The sequence below is a fragment of the Streptomyces sp. NPDC051561 genome (assembly GCF_044454195.1).
GTDB lineage: Bacteria > Actinomycetota > Actinomycetes > Streptomycetales > Streptomycetaceae > Streptomyces.
The window spans coordinates 176908-196911 of the sequence record NZ_JBITDM010000016.1; the positions used below are offsets into that span (position 1 = coordinate 176908).

At 69.7% G+C, this 20004-nt stretch carries 20 protein-coding genes and 1 pseudogene; 6 read left to right on the forward strand and 15 right to left on the reverse strand.

What is annotated here, in order from left to right; translation table 11 throughout:
- The first annotated feature begins 32 nt into the window (after nucleotides 1-32).
- Nucleotides 33-410 (forward strand): nuclear transport factor 2 family protein, encoded by a 378-nt coding sequence (locus tag ACIA73_RS29505; RefSeq protein ID WP_399441853.1) that lies wholly within the window; start codon nucleotides 33-35, stop codon nucleotides 408-410.
- Nucleotides 411-413: 3 nt separating this feature from the next.
- A pseudogene (locus tag ACIA73_RS29510) lies at nucleotides 414-657 on the forward strand (acyl esterase); the annotation flags it as partial.
- 43 nt (nucleotides 658-700) lie between these two features.
- On the opposite strand, the gene ACIA73_RS29515 reads toward ACIA73_RS29510, so the two are convergent.
- From ACIA73_RS29515 to ACIA73_RS29560, 10 genes are all read right to left on the reverse strand, one after another.
- A complete protein-coding gene (locus ACIA73_RS29515; RefSeq protein ID WP_399441854.1) occupies nucleotides 701-1573 on the reverse strand; it encodes an amino acid ABC transporter permease in 873 nt (290 codons plus the stop codon).
- Complete coding sequence (locus ACIA73_RS29520) at nucleotides 1570-2214, reverse strand: amino acid ABC transporter permease (RefSeq protein WP_399441855.1); 645 nt, start codon at nucleotides 2212-2214, stop codon at nucleotides 1570-1572. Before ACIA73_RS29520 ends, ACIA73_RS29515 begins: the two co-directional genes overlap by 4 nt.
- Before the next feature lie 16 nt (nucleotides 2215-2230).
- Complete coding sequence (locus ACIA73_RS29525; protein WP_399441856.1) at nucleotides 2231-3136, reverse strand: glutamate ABC transporter substrate-binding protein; 906 nt, start codon at nucleotides 3134-3136, stop codon at nucleotides 2231-2233.
- A 12-nt stretch (nucleotides 3137-3148) separates the two neighbouring features.
- Complete coding sequence (locus ACIA73_RS29530; protein ID WP_399441857.1) at nucleotides 3149-3892, reverse strand: amino acid ABC transporter ATP-binding protein; 744 nt, start codon at nucleotides 3890-3892, stop codon at nucleotides 3149-3151.
- Nucleotides 3893-4073: 181 nt separating this feature from the next.
- The gene (locus tag ACIA73_RS29535) at nucleotides 4074-4508 is read right to left on the reverse strand and encodes a DUF6278 family protein (protein ID WP_399441858.1); all 435 of its coding nucleotides are present in this window, start codon (nucleotides 4506-4508) and stop codon (nucleotides 4074-4076) included.
- Between the two features lie 102 nt (nucleotides 4509-4610).
- A complete protein-coding gene (locus ACIA73_RS29540; RefSeq protein WP_399441859.1) occupies nucleotides 4611-5390 on the reverse strand; it encodes an exodeoxyribonuclease III in 780 nt (259 codons plus the stop codon).
- A gap of 57 nt (nucleotides 5391-5447) precedes the next feature.
- Nucleotides 5448-6080: an MBL fold metallo-hydrolase gene (locus ACIA73_RS29545; RefSeq protein WP_399441880.1), complete on the reverse strand. Its 633-nt coding sequence runs from the start codon at nucleotides 6078-6080 to the stop codon at nucleotides 5448-5450.
- Nucleotides 6081-6111: 31 nt separating this feature from the next.
- Nucleotides 6112-7401 (reverse strand): alpha/beta fold hydrolase, encoded by a 1290-nt coding sequence (locus tag ACIA73_RS29550; protein WP_399441860.1) that lies wholly within the window; start codon nucleotides 7399-7401, stop codon nucleotides 6112-6114.
- Nucleotides 7402-7557: 156 nt separating this feature from the next.
- Nucleotides 7558-8358 (reverse strand): hypothetical protein, encoded by an 801-nt coding sequence (locus ACIA73_RS29555; protein ID WP_399441861.1) that lies wholly within the window; start codon nucleotides 8356-8358, stop codon nucleotides 7558-7560.
- 172 nt (nucleotides 8359-8530) lie between these two features.
- Nucleotides 8531-8845, reverse strand: coding sequence for a glycosyltransferase (locus tag ACIA73_RS29560; RefSeq protein ID WP_399441862.1), 315 nt, complete (start codon nucleotides 8843-8845; stop codon nucleotides 8531-8533).
- Nucleotides 8846-8958: 113 nt separating this feature from the next.
- On the opposite strand from ACIA73_RS29560, the gene ACIA73_RS29565 reads away from it, so the two are divergent.
- Together ACIA73_RS29565 and ACIA73_RS29570 are read left to right on the forward strand one after the other, a co-directional pair.
- Nucleotides 8959-9567, forward strand: a complete 609-nt coding sequence (locus tag ACIA73_RS29565; protein ID WP_399441863.1) for a TetR/AcrR family transcriptional regulator — start codon at nucleotides 8959-8961, stop codon at nucleotides 9565-9567.
- Nucleotides 9568-9645: 78 nt separating this feature from the next.
- Nucleotides 9646-11310, forward strand: a complete 1665-nt coding sequence (locus ACIA73_RS29570; protein ID WP_399441864.1) for an acyl-CoA dehydrogenase family protein — start codon at nucleotides 9646-9648, stop codon at nucleotides 11308-11310.
- A 98-nt stretch (nucleotides 11311-11408) separates the two neighbouring features.
- Here the strand turns inward: ACIA73_RS29570 and ACIA73_RS29575 are convergent, their stop codons facing one another.
- Entirely contained in the window at nucleotides 11409-11648 is a 240-nt protein-coding gene (locus tag ACIA73_RS29575; RefSeq protein WP_399441865.1) for a hypothetical protein, read from the reverse strand.
- Between the two features lie 193 nt (nucleotides 11649-11841).
- Here ACIA73_RS29575 and ACIA73_RS29580 point away from each other — a divergent pair, with 193 nt between their 5' ends.
- Both ACIA73_RS29580 and ACIA73_RS29585 read left to right on the forward strand, forming a co-directional pair.
- On the forward strand, nucleotides 11842-13281 hold the full coding sequence (locus tag ACIA73_RS29580) for a threonine/serine exporter ThrE family protein (RefSeq protein ID WP_399441867.1): 1440 nt from the start codon (nucleotides 11842-11844) through the stop codon (nucleotides 13279-13281).
- Between the two features lie 342 nt (nucleotides 13282-13623).
- On the forward strand, nucleotides 13624-15300 hold the full coding sequence (locus tag ACIA73_RS29585; protein WP_399441868.1) for a SulP family inorganic anion transporter: 1677 nt from the start codon (nucleotides 13624-13626) through the stop codon (nucleotides 15298-15300).
- 51 nt (nucleotides 15301-15351) lie between these two features.
- Here the strand turns inward: ACIA73_RS29585 and ACIA73_RS29590 are convergent, their stop codons facing one another.
- The 4 genes from ACIA73_RS29590 to ACIA73_RS29605 all read right to left on the reverse strand — a co-directional run bounded on the left by ACIA73_RS29590 (nucleotide 15352) and on the right by ACIA73_RS29605 (nucleotide 19486).
- A complete protein-coding gene (locus tag ACIA73_RS29590) occupies nucleotides 15352-15810 on the reverse strand; it encodes a hypothetical protein (protein WP_399441869.1) in 459 nt (152 codons plus the stop codon).
- A 72-nt stretch (nucleotides 15811-15882) separates the two neighbouring features.
- Nucleotides 15883-16119 (reverse strand): hypothetical protein, encoded by a 237-nt coding sequence (locus ACIA73_RS29595; RefSeq protein WP_399441870.1) that lies wholly within the window; start codon nucleotides 16117-16119, stop codon nucleotides 15883-15885.
- A gap of 60 nt (nucleotides 16120-16179) precedes the next feature.
- Complete coding sequence (locus ACIA73_RS29600) at nucleotides 16180-18003, reverse strand: alkyl/aryl-sulfatase (RefSeq protein ID WP_399441871.1); 1824 nt, start codon at nucleotides 18001-18003, stop codon at nucleotides 16180-16182.
- Nucleotides 18004-18124: 121 nt separating this feature from the next.
- Entirely contained in the window at nucleotides 18125-19486 is a 1362-nt protein-coding gene (locus ACIA73_RS29605) for a hypothetical protein (RefSeq protein ID WP_399441872.1), read from the reverse strand.
- Nucleotides 19487-20004: the final 518 nt, after the last annotated feature.

Genomic DNA, 20004 nt, shown 5'->3' on the forward strand with positions numbered 1-20004 from the left:
GGGATGTCAGTGGCCCGTGCGAAGGTGCCCCCATGGACTCTTCAGGAGTGGTCGAGGCACTGTGGGACCGGATCCAGGCGCGTGATTGGGCAGCTGTCGCCGACTTGGTCGCGGAGGACGTCGTGGTCGAGTGGCCGATCAGCGCGGAGCGCATCGTCGGCAACAAGAACTTCGTCGCGGTGAACAGCCAATACCCGGGGGGCTGGTCGATTCGGGTACTGCGAATCGTCTCTGAGGGCGACGAGGTGGTCTCCGAGGTCGAGGTGCCGCACGACGAGTTCGGCACGTTCCGCGCGGCCTCGTTCTGGACCGTGCGGCAGGGGCGGATCGTGCGTGGCCGGGAGTACTGGACGAGTGTGGGTGCTGATCCGCGCCCGGAGTGGCGGGCGGGTCTGGTGGAACCCATGTGACCGCACACCCGGGTCGCCGGCACCAAGGAGAGCGGCACCCTCGTCGCGTACCTCTACGACGTGGGGCCGCTCGGCCTCGGCAAGCTGGTCAGCAGTGCGCCGTACACCTTCCACGGACAGCAGCCCGGGCAGTCATTCCCCGTCGACCCGCTCCGCTTCGAGCACAACCCGTCCGGCGCGCAGCTGACCTTCTCGTCCCACGCGGGCCGACCCGTCGTAGCTGTCGGTACCGCTTGGTGGCAAGTGATCCCCGGCTGCCGCCGGATGGGTCCGTGCTCTCTTCTGTTGGGCTACCGCCTGTTCGGCAGCAGCGTCCCCGCCTCGGCCGGACCGATGTCCACGGCCTCCGTCTTGGGATTGCGCCGCTGGCGCCTGGCCATCCGGTTGGCGAACCAGGAGAGCAGCATGCACATCCCGATGTAGATCGGCGAGATCACCAGCACTACGGGGATGAAGGGCAAATCGTAGTCGAGATTGGACGCGATGAGCTTTCCGGCATGGAGAAACTCCTCATAGGTGATCAGATATCCGAGGGAGGTGTCCTTCAGCGCGACCACCAGCTGGCTGATGATGGTCGGCAGCATCGCCCGGACCGCCTGCGGCACCAGTACATGCGTCATGACCTGCGTCTTGCGCATGCCGAGCGCGTACGCCGCCTCCCGCTGGCCGCGGTCCACGGAGTTCACTCCGGTACGGAAGATCTCCGCGAGCACCGAGCCGTTGTAGAGCGTCAGTCCGGCCACCAGCGCGGGCAGCGGCTGGACCTTCAGCGCCACGAAGATGAAGAAGATCATCACCAGTACGGGCATGGCGCGGAAGAACTCCACGCACAGCCCGGACACCCAGCGCAGCGGGCGGTGCTCGGACAGCCGGCCCACCGCGAGCAGCGCGCCGAGTGCGAGCGAGAGGACCGCCGCGTAGGCGAACGCCTTGAGGGTGTTGGCAAGTCCGTGGAGCAGGAGTTCCTGGATGCCCTTGTACTGGAAGGGGGTCCATTTGGCCGCCGTGAACTGGTCGGTGTCGAACAGGAGATACACGACCCAGCCGACCAGCGCGAGCAGCAGGATCGTCGAGGCGATCCCGTACAGCAGGTGGCGTTGCTGGGTCTTGGGGCCCGGAATGTCGTAGAGGGCCGAGGACTCGGTGGACAGCGCGCGGCTCATCGGGCGACTCCCCAGCGCTTCTCCAGCATGTGGAAGAGCGCGCTGATGGTGAGGGTGATGATCAGGTAGCCCAGCGCGATCCAGACGAACGACCAGATCACGCTGTAGCCCAGCTCGTTGAGGGTCTTGTAGGTGCCGAGGAGCTCGGTCACGGAGAAGGCGCCGGCGATCGCGGAGTTCTTGGCGAGCGCGATCAGGGTGGAGCCGACCGGCGGGATGACCGAGCGGAACGCCTGCGGCAGTACGACCGTCGAGAGGGTCTGGCCGAAGGTCATACCGAGGCTGCGGGCCGCCTCGCCCTGGCCCAGCGGCACGGTGTTGATGCCCGAGCGCAGCGCCTCGCAGATGAACGCGGAGGTGTAGCAGCCGAGCGCGAGCACCGCGAAGACCTGGAAGGGCAGCACGAGTCCGAAGCGCGGCAGTCCGAGCAGCACCGCGAAGAACAGCAGGGTGAGCGGGGTGTTGCGAAGCACCGTCACCCAGGCCGTGCCGAGCGCCCGGAAGGAGCCGACCGGCGAGACCCGGAAGGACGCCATGAGGAATCCGAGGACCAGGGCCAGCAGGGAGGCGTAGACGGTGAGTTCGACGGTGCCGAGGAAGCCCTTGCCGTAGAGCGAGAAGTTCTCTGTGAGTACGTTCATGTGGTCGGGATCCTCCTCAGCTCGCCGGGTAGCGGTCGATGGGCGGCGCGGGGGTGGCCTTGCGGCCGGAAAGCCCGAGCGTGACGTCGTACGCCTTCTGCCAGTCGCCGTTCTTCTCCCGGGCGGCGAGTGCGTCGTCGATGGCGAAGCGCAGGGCGGTGTCGGTGCGCGGGACGCCGATGCCGTACGGCTCCTTGGAGAACGGGGCGCCGACGACCTTCATCTCCTCGGGGACCTTGGCGGCGTACCCCATCAGGATGGTGTCGTCGGTGGTGACGGCGTCGACCTGGTAGGTGAGCAGGTTGTCGACACAGACCGAGTAGGTGTCGTACGCGACGAGGTCGGCCTGGGGATAGTCCTGCTGCATGCGCTGGTACGGGGTGGATCCGGCGGCCGAGCAGACACGCTTGCCGTCCAGGTCCTGCGGACCGTTGATGTCCTTCTCGTCGGTGCGCACCAGGAGGGACTGTCCGGCCATGTAGTAGGGGCCGCCGAAGCCGACGAGCTTCTTGCGCTTGTCGTTGATGGTGTAGGTGCCGACGTAGTAGTCGATCTGCCCGTTCTGCAGGGCGGTTTCGCGGTTCGCCGAGGCGATGGTGCGGAACTGGATGCCGGCCGGGTCGAAGCCGAGCGAGGCCGCGACCATCTTGGCGATCTCGATGTCGAAGCCGGAGTAGCGGCCGCTCGCCGGATCCTTCTCGCCCATGTACGGCTGGTCCTCCTTGGCACCCACCACCAGGCGTCCGCGCCGCTTGGCCTTCTCCCAGGTGGCGGAGTTGGGCAGCGCGAACGCTGACTCCACCTTGTAGTCGGGGAGTTGGTCGGGGCTGGGCCCCTTGACCGGCGGACTACCTTCCTTGCCGCAGGCGACGGCGAGGACCGCGAGGGCAGCGGCGATCAGAGCTTTCTTGGTACGCAACATGACTCCGCCCCCTCAGTGCTTGAGGATCTTGGAGAGGAAGTCCTTGGCGCGGTCGCTCTCCGGGTGGGTGAAGAAGTCCTCCGGGGTGCGGTCCTCGACGATGCGGCCGTCCGCCATGAACACCACGCGGTTGGCGGCGGAGCGGGCGAAGCCCATCTCGTGGGTGACCACGACCATCGTCATTCCCTCGGCGGCCAGTTGCTGCATGACCTCCAGGACCTCGTTGATCATCTCCGGGTCGAGGGCCGAGGTCGGCTCGTCGAAGAGGAGCGCCTTGGGGTCCATGGCCAGGGCGCGGGCGATGGCCACGCGCTGCTGCTGTCCGCCGGACATCTGGGCGGGGAATTTGTCGGCGTGTGCGGCGAGTCCGACGCGCTCCAGGAGCTCCCGGGAGCGCTTGTCGGCTTCGTCCTTCTTCCGGCCGCGGACCTTGGTCTGGGCGAGCGAGACGTTCGCCAGCACGGTCTTGTGCGCGAAGAGGTTGAAGGACTGGAACACCATCCCGACCTCGGCGCGCAGTTTCGCCAGCGCCTTCCCCTCCTCGGGGAGGGGGCTTCCGTCGATGCGGATGCTGCCCGACTCGATTGTCTCCAGCCGGTTCATCGTCCGGCAGAGCGTTGACTTGCCCGAGCCGGACGGGCCGATGACCACCACCACCTCCCCGCGGCCGACGGTGAGGTCGATGTCCTGGAGAACGTGCAACTTTCCGTAGTACTTGTTGACGCCCACCAGCTCGATCAACGGATCGACGGCCATACGCTGCCCTACCCACTCTCAGCTGTGTCGAAGTCAGCGCAAACTATCCATCCCGGAAAGGGACTTCACGCTCGACACGCACAACAGGAGTAAGCCAGGCATAAGCCGTATTTACGCGGTTGACGCATGGGGTTGACGCTCAGTGGTGACGCCGACCGCGCCACCCGGTCGGCGGGGGCGGCTACATCTCCGAGGCCTCCGCGTACACCTGGCACAGCTCGGGGGCTCCGGCCGTCGCCCAGTCCAGGCCCGCGCCGACCACCTCGATCTCGCGGCCGGAGGCCAGGATCACCACGGGGGTTCCGCTGGGCCACAGGTGCCAGTGCGCGCCGGGCACGGTGCGGACGATGACGGTGCCGAGGTAGAGGCCGGCGTCATTGCCCAGCCAGGGCATCTCCTCCGGGTCGTCGCGCCAGCGCGGCGAGAGCTGGTCGAGCGCCTCCAACGAGGCGGGGGTGTCGTCCAGTTCGAGGCCCTGCTGGGCGGCTCGGACGCGCAGCAGCTCGCACTCGGAGAGAAGCTCGGCGATGCCTTCCTGCTCGGCTTCGTCGGTCGTGTCCACCGTCGTGCCGTGCGCCGGGCCGAGGCGCTTGCGCCAGGTGTCCAAGAAATTCATACCGCTCAGGTTCGCACCCACATGGCTGTGCCGACCACAGGCGCGCGGGTGTTGACGGCCCCCCGGGGCCCAGGAGCGGGGCCCCGGGGACCTGGGGTGACGTCAGAGGTTGAGGTCGACCACCACGGGGGCGTGGTCCGAGGCGCCCTTGCCCTTGCGCTCCTCGCGGTCCACGTAGGAATCGCTGACGGCCTCGGTGAACGCCTTGTTTCCGTAGACGAGGTCGATGCGCATGCCCTTGTTCTTGGGGAATCCGAGTTCGCGGTAGTCCCAGAAGGTGAAGGGGTGGTCGTACTTCAGGGGGCGGGGGAACACGTCGCTCAAGCCCGTCGCGCGCAATGCGGCGAGGGCGTCGCGCTCGGCGGGGGTGACGTGCGTGGCGCCTTCGAAGAGCGCCGGGTCCCAGATGTCCGCGTCGGTCGGGGCGACATTGAAATCACCCAGAACGGCGAACGGCCGTGCCCCCGCCGCATCCTCCGCGACGGCCGCCTTCAGCGCCTCGTACCAGGCCAGCTTGTACGTGTAGTGGTCGTGGTCCACCTCGCGCCCGTTGGGCACGTAGACCGACCAGAGCCGCAGCGGTCCGCAGGTGGCGGAGACGGCGCGCGGCTCCTGCACCCCGCCGTACTCCGGGCCCCCGGGCAGACCGATGACCGGGTCCGTCAGGCCGGCCTTGGAGATCAGCGCCACGCCGTTCCACCGGCCGTCGGCGTTGACCGCGGACTCGTAGCCGAGCTCGCGCAGCTGGGCGGTGGGGAACTGCTCGGCCGTGGACTTGGTCTCCTGGATGCACAGCACGTCCGTGCCGGTGCTCTCCAGCCAGGCCAGCAGCCGTGGCAGACGGGCGGTGATCGAGTTCACGTTCCAGGTGGCGATACGCATGGCTTCAACCTACCCGTCGGGTCTGACAGTCGGCGTGCGGGTCGGCATCCGTGCAGGTCAGAGCCGCGCACGGGCGCCCGGGGCGAGGTGCTGGTGGGCAGTTTTGCCGAGGTTGCCGATGTGCTGGCCGTACAGCGGCAGGGCGAGGTCGGTGAGGAGGGCGTCGTGGATGTCGTACGCGTGGGCCGGCTTCACCTCGCGGACGTAGTCGACCACCTCGGAGATCTTGCTCCAGGGTGCCATCACCGGCACCAGCAGCGTCTCCACCGGCTGGTCGGGGACGGTGAGCGCGTCACCGGGGTGGAAGACGGACCCGTCGAGCAGAAACCCGATGTTGGTGACGCGCGGCAGGTCCGGGTGGATGACGGCGTGCAGTTCGCCGTGCACCTGGATGTCGAACCCGGCGGCGCTGAAGGTGTCGCCGTGCCCGACGGTGTGCACCCGCCCGGGGAACGCCGCCGAGATCTTCTCCGCCACACTGCGCAGCGTCCAGATCTCGGCCGCTCCGTTGGCCTCCAGTGCGGCCCGCAGGTGCGGCTCGCTGAAGTGGTCCGCGTGCTCGTGCGTCACCAGGATCGCGTCCGCGCCGAGCGCCGCGTCGGCCTCGGTGAAGGCCCCGGGGTCCAGGACGAGGGTGCGTCCGTCCTTCTCCAGGCGGACGCAGGCGTGGGTCTTCTTGGTCAGTTCGATGTGAGTGCTGCTGCTCATGGCTTCCATCCTGCTACGGCTGGGGGGTGGTCTCCTGTCGGATGACTTCCTTCGCCACTTCGAAAGCCGCGTGGGCCGCCGGGACGCCGCAGTAGACGGCGGTCTGGAGCAGGACCTCGCGGATTTCGACGGGGGTGAGCCCGTTGCGCAGGGCGGCCCTCAGATGCGTGGCGAGGGATTCGGGGCGGCCCTGGGCGACCAGCGCGGTGAGGCTGATCACGCTGCGGGTGCGCCGGTCGAGACCGTCGCGGGTCCAGATCTCACCCCAGGCATAGCGGGTGAGGAGCTCCTGGAAGTCCCCGGTCAGCTCGTCGGCGCCGCTCAGCGCCTCGTCGACGTACGCCTCGCCGAGGACCTCGCGGCGGACCTTCAGTCCCTGGTCGTACGGGTCGGGCCGGCCGGCCGGGAGCTGTTCGGGGGTGGCCTCGGGCTGCGGTGCGGCAGCGACCGGAGCGACTGCTTCCGGGGCGGGGGCGGGGGTCTGGAGCGCGGGAATGGGCGCCAGCAGGGTGGTGCTGGAGTCCTGCCAGGCGGAGGTGAAGTGGCGCACCAGGAGGTCGGTGACGGCGGCGGGCTGCTCGACGGGGGCCAGGTGGGAGGCGCCGGGGACCAGCGCGAGGCGGGCGTCGGGAATGCCCGCGACCAGGGTGCGGGCGTCGGCGGGCCCGGTGACCTGGTCCTCCGCGCCGACCACCACGAGGGTCTCGGCGGCGATCCGGCCAAGTTCGGGGCGTACGTCGAAGGCGGCGAGCGCCTCACAGGCGGCTATGTAGCAGCCGGGGTCGGTGGTGCGGACCATCTGCACGGCCCACTCCACTATGGCGGGCTGGGCGGCGGCGAACCCCTGCGTGAACCAGCGTCCTGGCGCGGCGGCCGCCATCGGCTCCATGCCGTTGGTACGGACGATGACCCCGCGCTGCCGGAACTCGTCGGCGGTGCCGAACCGGGGCGAGGCCGCCACCAGCGCCAGCGCGGCCACCCGGTGCGGGTGGCGCAGCGCCAGTTCGGCGCCCATCGCACCACCGATCGAGCAGCCCGCGTAACCGAACCGCTGCACCCCCAGCTCGTCGAGAACCGCGAGCAGCCGCGCCGTCAGCTCCCCGACCGAGGAGACGGGCTCGGCGGGGCCGCCCCCGTGCCCGGGCAGGTCGAAGCGGAAGACCCGCCAGGTGCGGGACAGCTCGGGTATCTGGCGGTCCCACATGTGCCAGGTGGTACCGAGGGAGGGGCCCAGGACGAGAACAGGGGCGTCTTCCGGCCCGTCAAAGCGGTATTGGAGGGTGTTCATCGGCGTCTCACTCACCTGCCCGACCCTCTCATCTGTCACAGCGGCTGCTAAGAGCGGGGTGCGGGCGGTAGCTGTTTGACGAGGTGGAAGACCTCCCGTGTCCTCGGGCGGCGTTCACACGGCCGCGGCCCGGCTGGTACCCACCGGCCGGGCCGCCTCACCGCCCTGCGGTCAGGCCTTACGGCGGTTGCCCTCGGCGTCGCAAGGCAGGTCGGCCGGTCGGCGGTGGATGAGGAAGTCGCGGGTGGCCTGGCGTTCGGCCTCGGAGATGGCGGTGGGCGATACCTCGATGATGCCGCCGAACGGACGGTCTACGTCGCGGATGATGCACAGGGTGGTGGTGAGGAGTGCGGTGATGACGGTGAGGGTGAGGATCTGCCCGCGGTTGTTGCGGCGGGGGATGCACGTTCCGAGGGCGATGACGGTGATGACCAGGGTCGCCAGGAGGAACCAGAGGATGGCGCCGGGGATGCTCGCGGTGGCCTGGGTCAGGCGTTCCTCGCGCTCCTCCGAGCGCTTGTTGTCGGCCGCCACCAGCATCCCGAAGACCGGTTTGCCCTCGACTTGGCGGAAGACCCGGCGGAGCTCGGTGGACCAGACACTGGGAGCCGCCGAGCCCTTGCCGTCGGCCATCGCCGGCCACTCCTGCTCACGTACGGCGCGGGCGTAGCAGACGGCGTCGGCCTGGATTGCCGCCTTCGGCTCGTCGGGCGCGTACTCGGCGGCCTCGACCAGCTGGTCGACGGCCTTGGCCTCGCCCCGCGAGGCGACCTCGGCCTTGCCGTAGGAGCCGTTGGCGGTGACGAGGACGAACGCGAGCAGCAGCACGGTCAGCGTCAGCAGCGGCCCGACCAGATCCTTGACCGCCATGCCCGAGTCGTCGTCCTCACTGAGGAGGCGGGGACGCACCCAGCGGTTGGCGGCGAGGCCGGCGAGCAGGGCCAGTACGGCGACGACGATAACGACGAGCATGGACGGACACCTTCGGGGGGGTGGCAGGGGGACCCCGGCGGACAGGGCCGTCTCCCACCAGTTCCGGGTGGCGCACCGCCCGGAACTGCGGAATCGTCTCGTCACCTCCGGACGAGTGCCCCCCTTGGGCCGTTCAGCCTTCTGTACGTCACGTCCTGACGGAGTCTGTACGTCACGTCCTGACGGAGTGGCCCCCGGCCCGGGAGTGGTGATCGGAGCGAGGCTGTTGATCGTTCCGTGGGCCAGGGGGCAGAGCGGGAGCAGCAGGCAGGCGTACGGTCGGCCACAGCGACAGGTGCCAGGGGCGGAAGACCGTGTGGGTACGGGGTGCGAGGACCTCGCCCTGTCCTCGTGCCCAGCGGGTGCGCTGCGCCCAGATGCCGCGGAGGGTCTGCGGGAGCTCCGTTTCGACCGGGGCGTGGGGCTCGAACCCGGTGAGGTGCCCGGTTCCCAGGAGCCGCCAGGTGAGTTCGATGTCCTCGGTCACCGGCCGAGGCCCCGCCTCCCGCAGGACGGTCGCGCCACGGCGGGCCGGGGCGGGTGGCGAGAGGGGGGCCGCCGACCGTGGCGGGAAGTTCTGAATGATGGTTCACTGCTTGCATGGCCTACCGCAAAACCCCTGCCGAAGTCCATCGCCTGGCAGCCGCCCGCGAGCACCTGATCGCCTGCGCCACCTCGGTCGTCGCCGAAGTGGGCTGGTCACAGGCATCCGTGACGGCGGTCGCCGACTCGGCCCGGATCGCGGCCGGCTCGGTCTACCAGCACTTCCCGTCCAAGGCGGCGCTCGCCGTCGAGGTGTTCCGGCGGGCCGCCGGACGCGAGGTGGACGTGCTCGGCGAAGTACTGCACGGCCCGGGTGATCCGTTGGAGCGCCTCGCCCGCGGCGTCGAGGTCTTCGCCCGCCGCGCCCTGGAGAACCGGGGGCTGGCGTACGCCCTGCTCGCCGCCCCGGCGGAACCGGCGGTCGGCGCGGAGCGCCTCGACTTCCGCCGCCGCTACCGCGCGCTCTTCGCCGCAGTGGTGGAGGAGGGCATGGCGGCGGGCCTGCTGCCCGCGCAGAACAGCGAGATCACCGCGGCCGCCCTCACCGGAGCCATCGGCGAGGTCCTCGTCGACCCGCTCGGCACCCCGGACGCGAGCGGCACCGACGCGCTCCTCGGCGAACTCACCACCACGGCGCTGCGCTGCGCGGGCGCCCCCCGCGACTGAGTACCGGTGTCCGCGCCCCGGCCGGGATCCGGGGATTCAGGCACCGGCTCCGACCGCCCGACCACCCGGAGGAGACCCATGTCCACGAGCACCGCCCCGTCGCCGCGCAGCCATCCGGCCGCCGCGACCCATGAAGTGACCAACCAGGCACCGCCGTTGACCGGTCACGATGCCGCCGACGACCCGGTTCTCATCGCGGGTGTGCGACGGGAGGGCGCCGAGTGGCACCTCGACGAACTGCACCGCGTCGGGCGGCTCGTCGGCAGCGAGGAGGCGCGCACCTGGGCGGAGCAGGCCAACCGCCACGAGCCCGAGCTGCGTACCCACGACCGCTACGGCAACCGGATCGACGAGGTCGAGTTCCACCCCGCGTACCACTCATTGATGAACGCCACCGTCGGCGCGGGCGCCGCCGGTGCCGCCTGGGCGGACGAGCGCGCCGGGGCGCATGTGGCGCGCGCCGCGACCTTCATGGTGGCGACCATGCTGGAGCAGGGCCACATGTGCCCGGTCTCCATGACGTACGCCGTCGTCCCCGCACTGCGGCACGCCCCCGACCTCGCCGAGGTGTACGAGCCGCTGCTCACCAGCAAGGTCTACGACCCTGGCCTGCGCACCCCGGCCGGCAAGCGCGGGCTGCTGGCCGGGATGGGCATGACGGAGAAGCAGGGTGGCACCGATGTGCGCGCCAACACCACGTCCGCCGCCGAACAGGCCGACGGGACCTGGCGGTTGCGGGGGCACAAGTGGTTCACCAGCGCGCCGATGAACGACGTGTTCCTCGTCCTCGCGCAGGCGCCCGCGGGCCTGTCCTGCTTCCTGGTGCCCCGGGTGCTGCCCGACGGCAGCCGCAACACGTTCCGCATCCAGCGCCTCAAGGACAAGCTGGGCAATCGCTCCAACGCCTCCAGCGAGCCCGAGTTCGACGACACCGTGGCGTGGCTGGTCGGCGACGAGGGCAAGGGCGTGCGGACCATCATCGACATGGTGACGATGACGCGACTGGACTGCGTGCTGGGCTCCGCCGGGCACATCCGCGAGGCTCTCGCGCAGGCCGCTCACCACACCCGGCACCGCTCCGTGTTCGGCGCCAAGCTCATCGACCAGCCACTGATGCGCAATGTGCTCGGCGACCTCGGCCTGGAGTCGGAAGCCGCCACCACCCTCGGTCTGCGCCTGGCCGGGGCCGCCGACCGGGCCCAGCGCGGTGACTCCCAGGAGCGGGCGTTCCTGCGCCTGGCCACCGCCGTCTCCAAGTACTGGGTGTGCAAGCGGCAGCCCGCCGTCGTCACCGAAGCGCTCGAATGCCTCGGTGGCAATGGATATGACGAAGCGTCAGGTATGCCGCGCCTGTACCGCGAGGCCCCGCTCAACGGCATCTGGGAGGGCTCGGGCAACGTCAACGCCCTGGACATGCTGAGGGCGTTGGCGCGCGAGCCCGAGTCCCTCGAAGCCTTCCGCATGGAGATCGGGGCGGCGTCCGGCGCCGACCGACGGCTGGACGCGGCCTGGCGGGGCCTCCAGGACGAGCTCGTCCTCACCGAGGACGCCCCGCTGCGCGCTCGCCGGGTCATCGAGCGGGCGGCCCTGGTGCTACAGGGTTCACTTCTCGTACGGCACGCGCCGGCCGCCGTCGCGGACGCGTTCTGCGCGTCGCGACTGGCCGGGGACCAGGGGCTCGCCTTCGGGACGCTGCCGCCCGGCACCGACTTCGCCGGGCTGCTGGAGCGGCTGCCGGCCTGAGGGCCTGTTTCCGCACCGGTACACGCCGTACCCGTGCCGCCCCGGACCACTTCGGTCCTCACCGGGGCGGCACGGCTCTGTCACGTCCGGTGGCAGGCTCAGGGGCGGGGCGGGTCGTCGTAGTAACGCTGTTCGTACACGTGCTGCGCGTCGGCGCCGCGGTCCTGGCGGCGGCGACGCGTGAAAGTCATGAGCATGCCGATCGCCAGCCCGATGGCTCCGCCGACCATGAAGATCGTGCCGAGGACATCGAGATTGACCCATCTGGGTTGCCAGGTAATGGCGAACTTGAGGATGGCGCCGATGATGATCAGGGCCAGTCCACCCGCTGCGGTCACGATCCCTCCCGAGGATTCTGGTCTGCGCCGGTTGGGACCAGCGTGCGGCCCCGCCGCACTCATGTCCTGGTGGGAGCTCCGGAGCTGGGCCGGACGTGTACCGCTGGGCCCGGCCGGGGCGGTGGCCGGAGTGAGGGAGCGTCCCGCACCCCGGCTGCACGGTGCTTGTCGACCCGAAGGGATACCGAGCTGAGTGCGCGAACCGAGAATGCGGCGGCCTGCGGGCGAGAGGGCGGGCCCCTCCGCCGGCCGGCCCGGCGCGACGGCCTTGCTGCGGCGCTTCGCCGGTCGCGCGAGCAGCCGCGTCGGCAGACGGGTGGGCCGCCTGGGTCACCTGTGGGACGCCCCGCTCCCGCCCGAGCCGGACGTGCCTCCGCCGCCGCAGGAGTTGGTGCGGTTCCTGCGGGACTGCGGTGCGGCCCTGTGCCGGGCCGGGGAGACCACCGACCGGGTGCAGCAGGTCATCGTCGATCTGGCGGGGCGATACGGGATGCGGCCGGTGCACGCCTTCGTCCTGCCCACCGGCGTGTTCGTCCGGGTCGGGGACGGGGCGGGCGCGGTCGTCGACTTCGCCTCCGTCAGCGGGGAGGAATTCCGGCTCAACCAGATCGAAGCGCTCTACCGCTTCCTGGACGAGGTGCACGAGCGGGCCATGCCACCACGGGAGGGAACCGAGCGACTGCGCCATATCGAAGCACTGCCCGTCGGCTACCCGCCGGTGCTGCGCGTCCTGGGGTACATGACGCTCACCATCGGGCTCGGGCTGCTCACCTACCCGAGCCCGATGGCAGTCCTCGGCTACGCCGTGCTGGGCCTGGCCGTCGGGACACTGCGGGAGCTCTTCAGCGGCCCTCTGAAGGTGCTGGTGCTGGCCCTGCCGGTGGTCGCCGCGGTGCTGGTGACCGTGCTGGCGTACCGCTACAGCGGGCCGGTGCTCGGCGAGAGCCCCACCTCGCTGGTCATTCCGCCCCTGATGGCGTTCCTGCCGGGCGCGACGCTGACCCTGGGCATGATGGAGCTGTCCACCGGGTCGGTCGTCTCCGGCACCAGTCGGCTGGTGTACGGCACGAGTTCGCTGGTCCTGCTGACCTTCGGGATCACCGTCGGCGCACAGCTGATGCGGGCCCACGAGGTCACGGAGCAGAGCGGCACGCAGTCCCTCGGGGCGTGGGCCCCGTGGGCGGGTGCCGCGCTGCTCGGTGTCGGGCTCATGCTGAGTTCCTCGGCTCCGCTGCGGACGCTGCCCTGGCTCCTGCTGGTGCTGTGCCTGGTGGAGACGGTCCAGCTGTTCGGACAGTTCGTCGCGGACGCGCTGGTGGGGGCCTTCCTCGGCGGAGTCGCGCTGCCGCTGCTCGCGCGGCTGGTGGAACACCGACGGAGCGCGCCGCCCTCCCAGGTCACGTTCCTGCCGGCCTTCTGGCTCCTGGTGCCCGGGTCCATGAGTCTGACCGGGGTGGGTGAACTCATCACGGGCCACAACTCCGACGGGCTGCTCACCACCATCAACGCCCTGCTCACGGTGGTCGCGGTGGGCCTCGGCGTCATGGTCGGCTCCAGCACGCTGCCCGCGCGCAGAGCCGTGCCGACGGCGGCGGACGGGACCACGGCGGACGACGAGGCGAGGACTCCCTGACGATCCTCCGGCCAGAGTGCGCACGGACCGGCCTTTCGCACCTGTGGAGTCACCCGGTCGGCAGCCAGCGATCGCCCCGGCCTGTGCTCCGGCACAGGCTGGGCATCACCCGACCGAGAGAGGGCGGACCGGCATGAGCCACTCCACCGCACCCGGAACCCGCCACCCGAGCGGCCACTCGCCACGTCCCGGCACGCCGGAACGAGGAAATCGGTGGGCCGTCGGCGGCTCCCCGTTCGCCGGTGTTCCGGTGCTCGCGAACGGAGTACCGGGTGTACTGCATGGCACCGCGGCTCTCGCCACGGTCCGTTCCGATCGCACCGCGTTCTGACGGGGCACGGCGTGCAGCGATGGGGCAGAACACTCAGGAAGCTCGGCCGCCCGCGTCCCGCCGACGTCAGCTCCGGTGCGGTCACCGGACTCTTCTCCATCCCCGAGGGCATGGCGTACGCGGCGATCGCCGGGTTCAACCCGGTGGCGGGGCTGTACGCGGGGGTCGTTCCGGCGATCGTCGGTTCCTTCACGGCCCGCACCGTCCTGATGGTCACCACGCTCACCAGCGCCATCGCGCTGACCTCACAGAGCGTGCTCTCGGGCGCGGGGCTCGACCCGAAGGACGCGGGGAACGTCGCGACGCTGACACTGATGGTGGGCGTCGTCATGCTGCTCATGGGGGTGCTGCGCCTGGGCGTGGTGCTCAGTTTCGTCTCGAACGCCGTGATGACCGGGTTCTCCGCCGGGATCGCCCTGCAGATCATCACCGGCGTCCTGAAGGACGCCACCGGATACAAGCCGCAGGGGCACAACAAGCTGTACCAGGTGGGTGATTGGCTTGCCCACATCGGCGAGTGGGAGACGGCGGCGACCGTCGTCGCGCTCGTCACCGTCGCCGTCTGGGCGGCTTCGCGCACGGTGCGGAAACTGGAGCCCGTAGCGCTTCTCATCGCCATGGTCGTGGCCGGCGTGGGAGTCGCCGTCCTGTCCACCGATGTGGAACTCGTGCGCGACATCGCCCACATTCCCGGTGCCCTGCCCGGCTTCTCCGCGCCCGACCTGTCCGCCGTACCCGCCTTGATCGGCGGGGCGTTCTCGGTCGCGCTCGTCGCCCTCGCACAGGCCGCCGGCATCCCGCCGTCCATGCCCAACCCGGACGGCAGCCGCTCCGACATCAACGGCGACTTCCGCGCCCAGGGGTACGCCAACGCGCTCGGCGGGCTCTTCCAGGCCCTGCCCAGCGGCGGTTCCCTGTCGCGGACCGGTGTCGCCGTCAGCGCCGGGGCGCAGACCCGGTGGGCGGGAATCATCTCCGGTGTCTTCCTGGCCCTGGTGGTGCTGGTGCTCGGGGCGCTCGCCGAGCGCATCCCGATGCCGGTCATCGGCGGGCTGATCCTGGTGGTCGGCGGCGAACTGCTCTGGGGCAAGCGGCACGACATCCTCCTGGTGTTCCGTACGTCGTGGATGTCGGCCGGCGCGATGGTCCTCACCTTCCTCGCCACCACCCAACTCCCACTCCAGCAGGCCATCGTGATCGGGGCGGTGCTGTCGCTGCTGCTGTACTGCGCGCAGGTCGCACGGCAGGCGAAGATCCTCGCCCTGAAGCCGTCGGGCGACGGGCGGTGGAGGACCGCACCGCCGCCGGCCCGGCTCGCGCCCGGCGAGATCACCGTCCTCGACTACGCGGGATCCGCGTTCTTCGCCGAACTGCCGGGCATCGAGAGCCAGTTGCCCGAAACCCGGGGTGCGCGGGGCAGCGTACTCATCCTGGTGGTGCGGGCACTGCCGGACGTCCCGTCCTCAGCCGTCCTCAAACTCCTCAACCGGTACGCCGTCTCCCTCGCCGACCAGGGCGGACGGCTGATCCTCGCCGGGGTCCAGCCGGCACTGGTCCGGCTCCTGGAGACGTCGGGGCTCGCGGAGCGGCTCGGCGAAGACGGCATCGTCCCCGCGGAGCCGGACCTCTTCGCCCCGCTGGACCGGGCCCTCGCCACCGCGCGGGCATGGAAGGCGGATCACAAGTGATCCGGGCGACGCCCTCAGCGTGCTCACCACGTGACACGGCAGAGCCCGCTGTCAGTGGCGAATGCCGGAATCCGCCGACGGCCGGGGGTCCGTGCGTCCCGTGCAGAGCGCCCAGATGACGAACACGCCGATGCCGATCGAGAGCGACGCCCATACCGGCACGTACGGCAGCCAGAGGAAGTTGAGGATGATGCTGATCGCGGCCAGCATCATGCCTGTCGCCCTGGCCCACAGGGCGTTCTTCAACACGCCCCAGCCGACGACGACGAGCACGATGCCCAGCACCAGGTGGATCCATCCCCACGTGGTGACGTTGAACTTGAAGACGTAGTCGCCCAGCCGTGCGTACACATCGTCCTCGGCGAGGCCGACAATGCCCTTGCAGATGTCCAGGACGCCGTCCACCAGCATCAGCACACCGGCGAACAGCACTCCCCCGGTGGCCCAGGGGTTACCGTCGCCGCGGCCCGGGGAGGAGGGGGAGGTGGCGGAGGCCGTTGACTGTGCCATGAGAATCTCCTTCATCGGGTGGTACGCCGGAGTCGGCGTACCACCACCGTCTGTAGTTCGACCCGAGCCGGTTCAGTCGCAGTCGAGGCTGCGCGAGGCTTCAGTGATGGCGGTGTTGAGCTTCTGAAGCTGCGGCTGGACCGCCGTCAGGGCGTCCTTGCCGTTGGTGTCGCCCGGAAGGTCCTCATAGGCCTTCTTCAGACCGTCAGCGGCGGACCGAAGACCGTCCTTCTTCGCCGCGTCGAGGTCTCCCAGCGACTCGGCGACGTCCGACCAGTCGTCCTGGACAGCGTCGTAGGCATCCTTCACCTGGTCCTTCGTGGCCGATCCCGGATCGAGCGCAGCGACGAAGCGGAACTTCGCATGCGCTCAGGGAGTGACGATGGGGAACGACTTGTCGGGCTCGGTGACGTAGGAGAACAGCCGTTGGACCAGCCCCGCGTCGCCCTCGACCTCAACGCCGTCCAGCCCGGCTCCGGCGAGCAGGCCCAGCAGCTGCGGCTTGGTCAGAGTGAGGGCCACGCCGGCCGCCTCAGCAGGAGCTGCCTCCAACGGGGTGCTGCGGTGGGTCAGGGCACCGTTGCTCAGACGCAGCCGGTGACGGGCCTGTTCATCGGTGAGCTTGAGGTCGACGACGAGGTCGTCGTCCCAGGCGCGGGGCCCGTCGATGCGGACCGCGATCGAGTCGAGGAGCATGTCGGTGGTCAGGGCCATCGCCATTTCCGGGTTGGTCATGTCGAGGACGATGGTTCCGGGGCCCTCGCGCAGTTCGACCGCTGCCATGAGGTAGAAGTTGCGCCACGTACCGTTCTCCGCCCCCTGGCCGAGCCGCACGTACACACCGGCGAGGGCCTCCTTGGCCGCCGCGTTGTCCGGCTCGGCGAACACCAGGTGGTTCAGGAGTGTGGCGGCGAACCGCAGGTCCCCCGAGTCCTCGTAGCCGCGCGCCTTGTCCAGCGCGCTCTGCGGCCCGCCGGCCAGGTCCACGTACCGCTTCGCCTGCTCGACGGGAGGGTGCTCCCACAGATGAGCCGGGTTGCCGTCGAACCAACCCAGGTAGCGCTGGTAGACGGCCTTGACGTTGTGGGAGAGCGAGCCGTAATAGCCCCGCGCGTGCCAGGAGTTCTCCAGCGCCGGCGGCAGCTCCATCTCTTCGGCGATCTCCGGACCGGTAAGTCCCAGGTTGATCATGCGCAGCGACTGGTCGTGCAAGTACGCGTACAGGTCGCGCTGTTCGCCCAGGAACTTGACCACCTTGTCGTGTCCCCAGGTGGGCCAGTGGTGCGAGGCGAACGCGACGTCGTACTGGCCGTCGAAGAAGGCGATCGCCTCGTCCAGGTAGCGGGCCCAGATCCGTGAATCGCGCACCACCGCGCCGCGCAGAGTCAGGATGTTGTGCATGTTGTGAGTGGCGTTCTCCGCCAGACACAGCGCCCGCAGATCCGGGAAGAGGAAGTTCATCTCGGCCGGAGCTTCGGTGCCGGGAGTCAGCTGGAAGACGATCCGCACTCCGTCCACCGTCTCCTCCTGACCGGTGGAGGTGATGTCCACGGTCGGCCGGATGAGGGTCACGGTGCCCGTCGAGGTGGTCATGCCGAGACCGGCGCTGACCTGACCCTCGGGGTTCTTGGGCAGCCTGTCGCCGTACATGAACATCGCCCGCCGCGTCATCGCGTTGCCCGCGTACACGTTCTCGCTGACCGCGTGCTCCAGAAAGCCCTCCGGTGCCAGCACGGGGACACCCTCTTCCGAGCCCTTGGGCAGAACACCGCGCGCGCCGCCGAAGTGGTCGCCGTGCGAGTGGGTGTAGATCAGTCCGGTCACCGGCCGGTCGCCCCGGTGCTCGCGGTAGAGAGCGAGAGCGGCGGCTGCCGTCTCGGCGGAGATCAGCGGGTCGATCACGAGGACGCCGCTGTCACCCTCGACGAGGGTCATGTTCGACAGGTCGAGCCCGCGTACCTGGTACACGCCCTCGGTGACCTCGTACAGGCCCTGCTTGGACGAGAGCTGCGCCTGCCGCCACAGGCTGGGGTTGACCGTCGTCGGGCAGTCCGCCTCCAGATACCCGTATGCGTCGTTGTCCCAGACCACCCGCCCGTCCTCGGCCTTCACCACCGCCGGCACCAGCGCCCCGAGGAAGCCCCGGTCCGCGTTCTCGAAATCCGTACGGTCCTCAAAGGGCAGGGCAGTCATCACAGCTCCGTTCCGCAGGCCTGATCGGCAGTGCGTTTCCACACCTGAGCCATCACAGCACGCACGGCCGAAGTGCGCATTCGCACGCAAACCGGTCCGCCCGTGCGGGCAAGGACAACGGTCAGGAGTGGATCAGTTCGCGGGGTCGGGGCGGCGGGTCGGCGGGGCGTGTTTCCTGGGAGTGATCGGCTTCTGCGGGGGCGGTGGCGGTGTGGCGGCCGAGCAGCCACAGCACCGCGCCGAGAGTGGCGGCGATGGCCGACCAGTACACGTACCGGAAGTCCGTCGCGGGCATGATCGGCAGGTAGCCGAGGATGTAGAGGACGGCGCTGACGCCGAGCAGCCGTACCGGCCGGCGGAACGGGCCGTGGCCCGGCCGCAGGGCGAGCAGGGTTCCGGTGAGCAGCCAGAACCAGCCCTGGAAGAGCATGGGCACGGTCCGGGCCACCCCTTCCACATAGGTGTTCACCATGGCGCCCATGCGGGGGTGGGCGATCACGATGCCGACCTCGTCGCGGTCCCGACCGGTCACCGTGTGGTTCCTGGCCCTGAAAAGCAGGGTCGAGAAGAGTTGCGCGCGGTACTGGAGGTAGCCGACCGGGCGCTCGCGCAGGACGCCGTTGATCCAGAGGTTCTGGAGTTCCCGGTGGGCCGAGGCCATGCTCGGGCCGTCGCCCCAGCAGTTCCACACGGTGTCCGAGAGCTGCTTCCTGCTCTCGCACAGGGCGGAGGACTTCACCAGCCGGTCCCGCAGCGCCGGGGACACGGCGGCCTCCCGCAGGGCGGTGCGCGGCATCACCAGCAGTACGTCGTCGAGCATGATCTGGGCGCTCTGGTGGGTGGCCAGGGGCTTGGCGAACAGGGTGATGGCCGTGCTGGGCACGACGATGGCGGCGACCAGCGCGGCCGAGGCCAGCACCCAGGTGATGCGCCGGGGGCGCGGCCACAGCGCGAACACCAGCATGACGAGCACGGGAGGCACGGCGAAGAAGGCGTTCTTGCGGACCAGCACCGCGTACGCGAGCAGCAGCGCACCGCAGGCGAGCAGGGCCCACCGTGTCACCGGCCGCCGAGGGGGCGACTGCATCGCGGCGAGGGCGAGGGCGGTCGCACAGAGCAGGGCGGTCGCCATCTGTACGTCCTTCCACATCACCCCGCTGAAGGTGAGCACCTGGGGGGTGAATCCCACGGCGAAGACCGCCGCACCGCCCTGCCAGCGTCCGGTGAGGCCCCACACGGCCCATGCGCTGAGGCCCAGGGCGGCCCAGATGGCGAAGAGCTGAACGGCGAGCAGTGCTCCCGGGCTGCCGGTGAGCGCGATGAGTGCCTGCCACAGCAGGGACATCACCGGCGGATGCCAGTCGGCCAACGGCTTGACGCCGGTGGCCTGTTCGAGCTGCGAGACGCTGTCGGACGTCAGATGGCCGGGGAAGAAGGCCGTGAGAGCGAGAAGCCAGCACACCGTGGCGGCGAGGGCCGACACCAGTGCTCGCCGATGTGAGTGCAACCAGGGACCGGTGTGCTTGAAAGGCACGGACTCTCTCCAGAGGGGGAGGAAATGCAATGCATTCAGGTCGTGACGAATATCGGAGGGCCGGCGGATTTCGAGTGGCTTTCGGGAAAGAAGAACTGCACCCCTCGCGAGAAGAATCCCTACCATATCGACGCAGCAGAATGCGGATATATCCCGGAATGTGCGCCCGTGCTGCGTGTCGCGAGATCACGCCACACGGAGTGGCTGCACGTCAGGGGAGGATCACTGAGGAATGGATGGTGTACGGAATAGGGCCGGAGTGCGACGGGACATCGACACGGAAGTGGCGAACGGCCTCCGTTCCGTAACGCGCCCGGGACTTGTGCAATTCTTCGGTCATCCCCCACCGCACCTGGCCCCGAGGAGAACTCTGTGAGTCCCACGATCGCCTGCGTTGTGCCCTGTCACAACGAGGAAGCGGCCATCGGCAAGGTGGTCCGCGATCTGCGCGAAGCACTTCCCGAGGC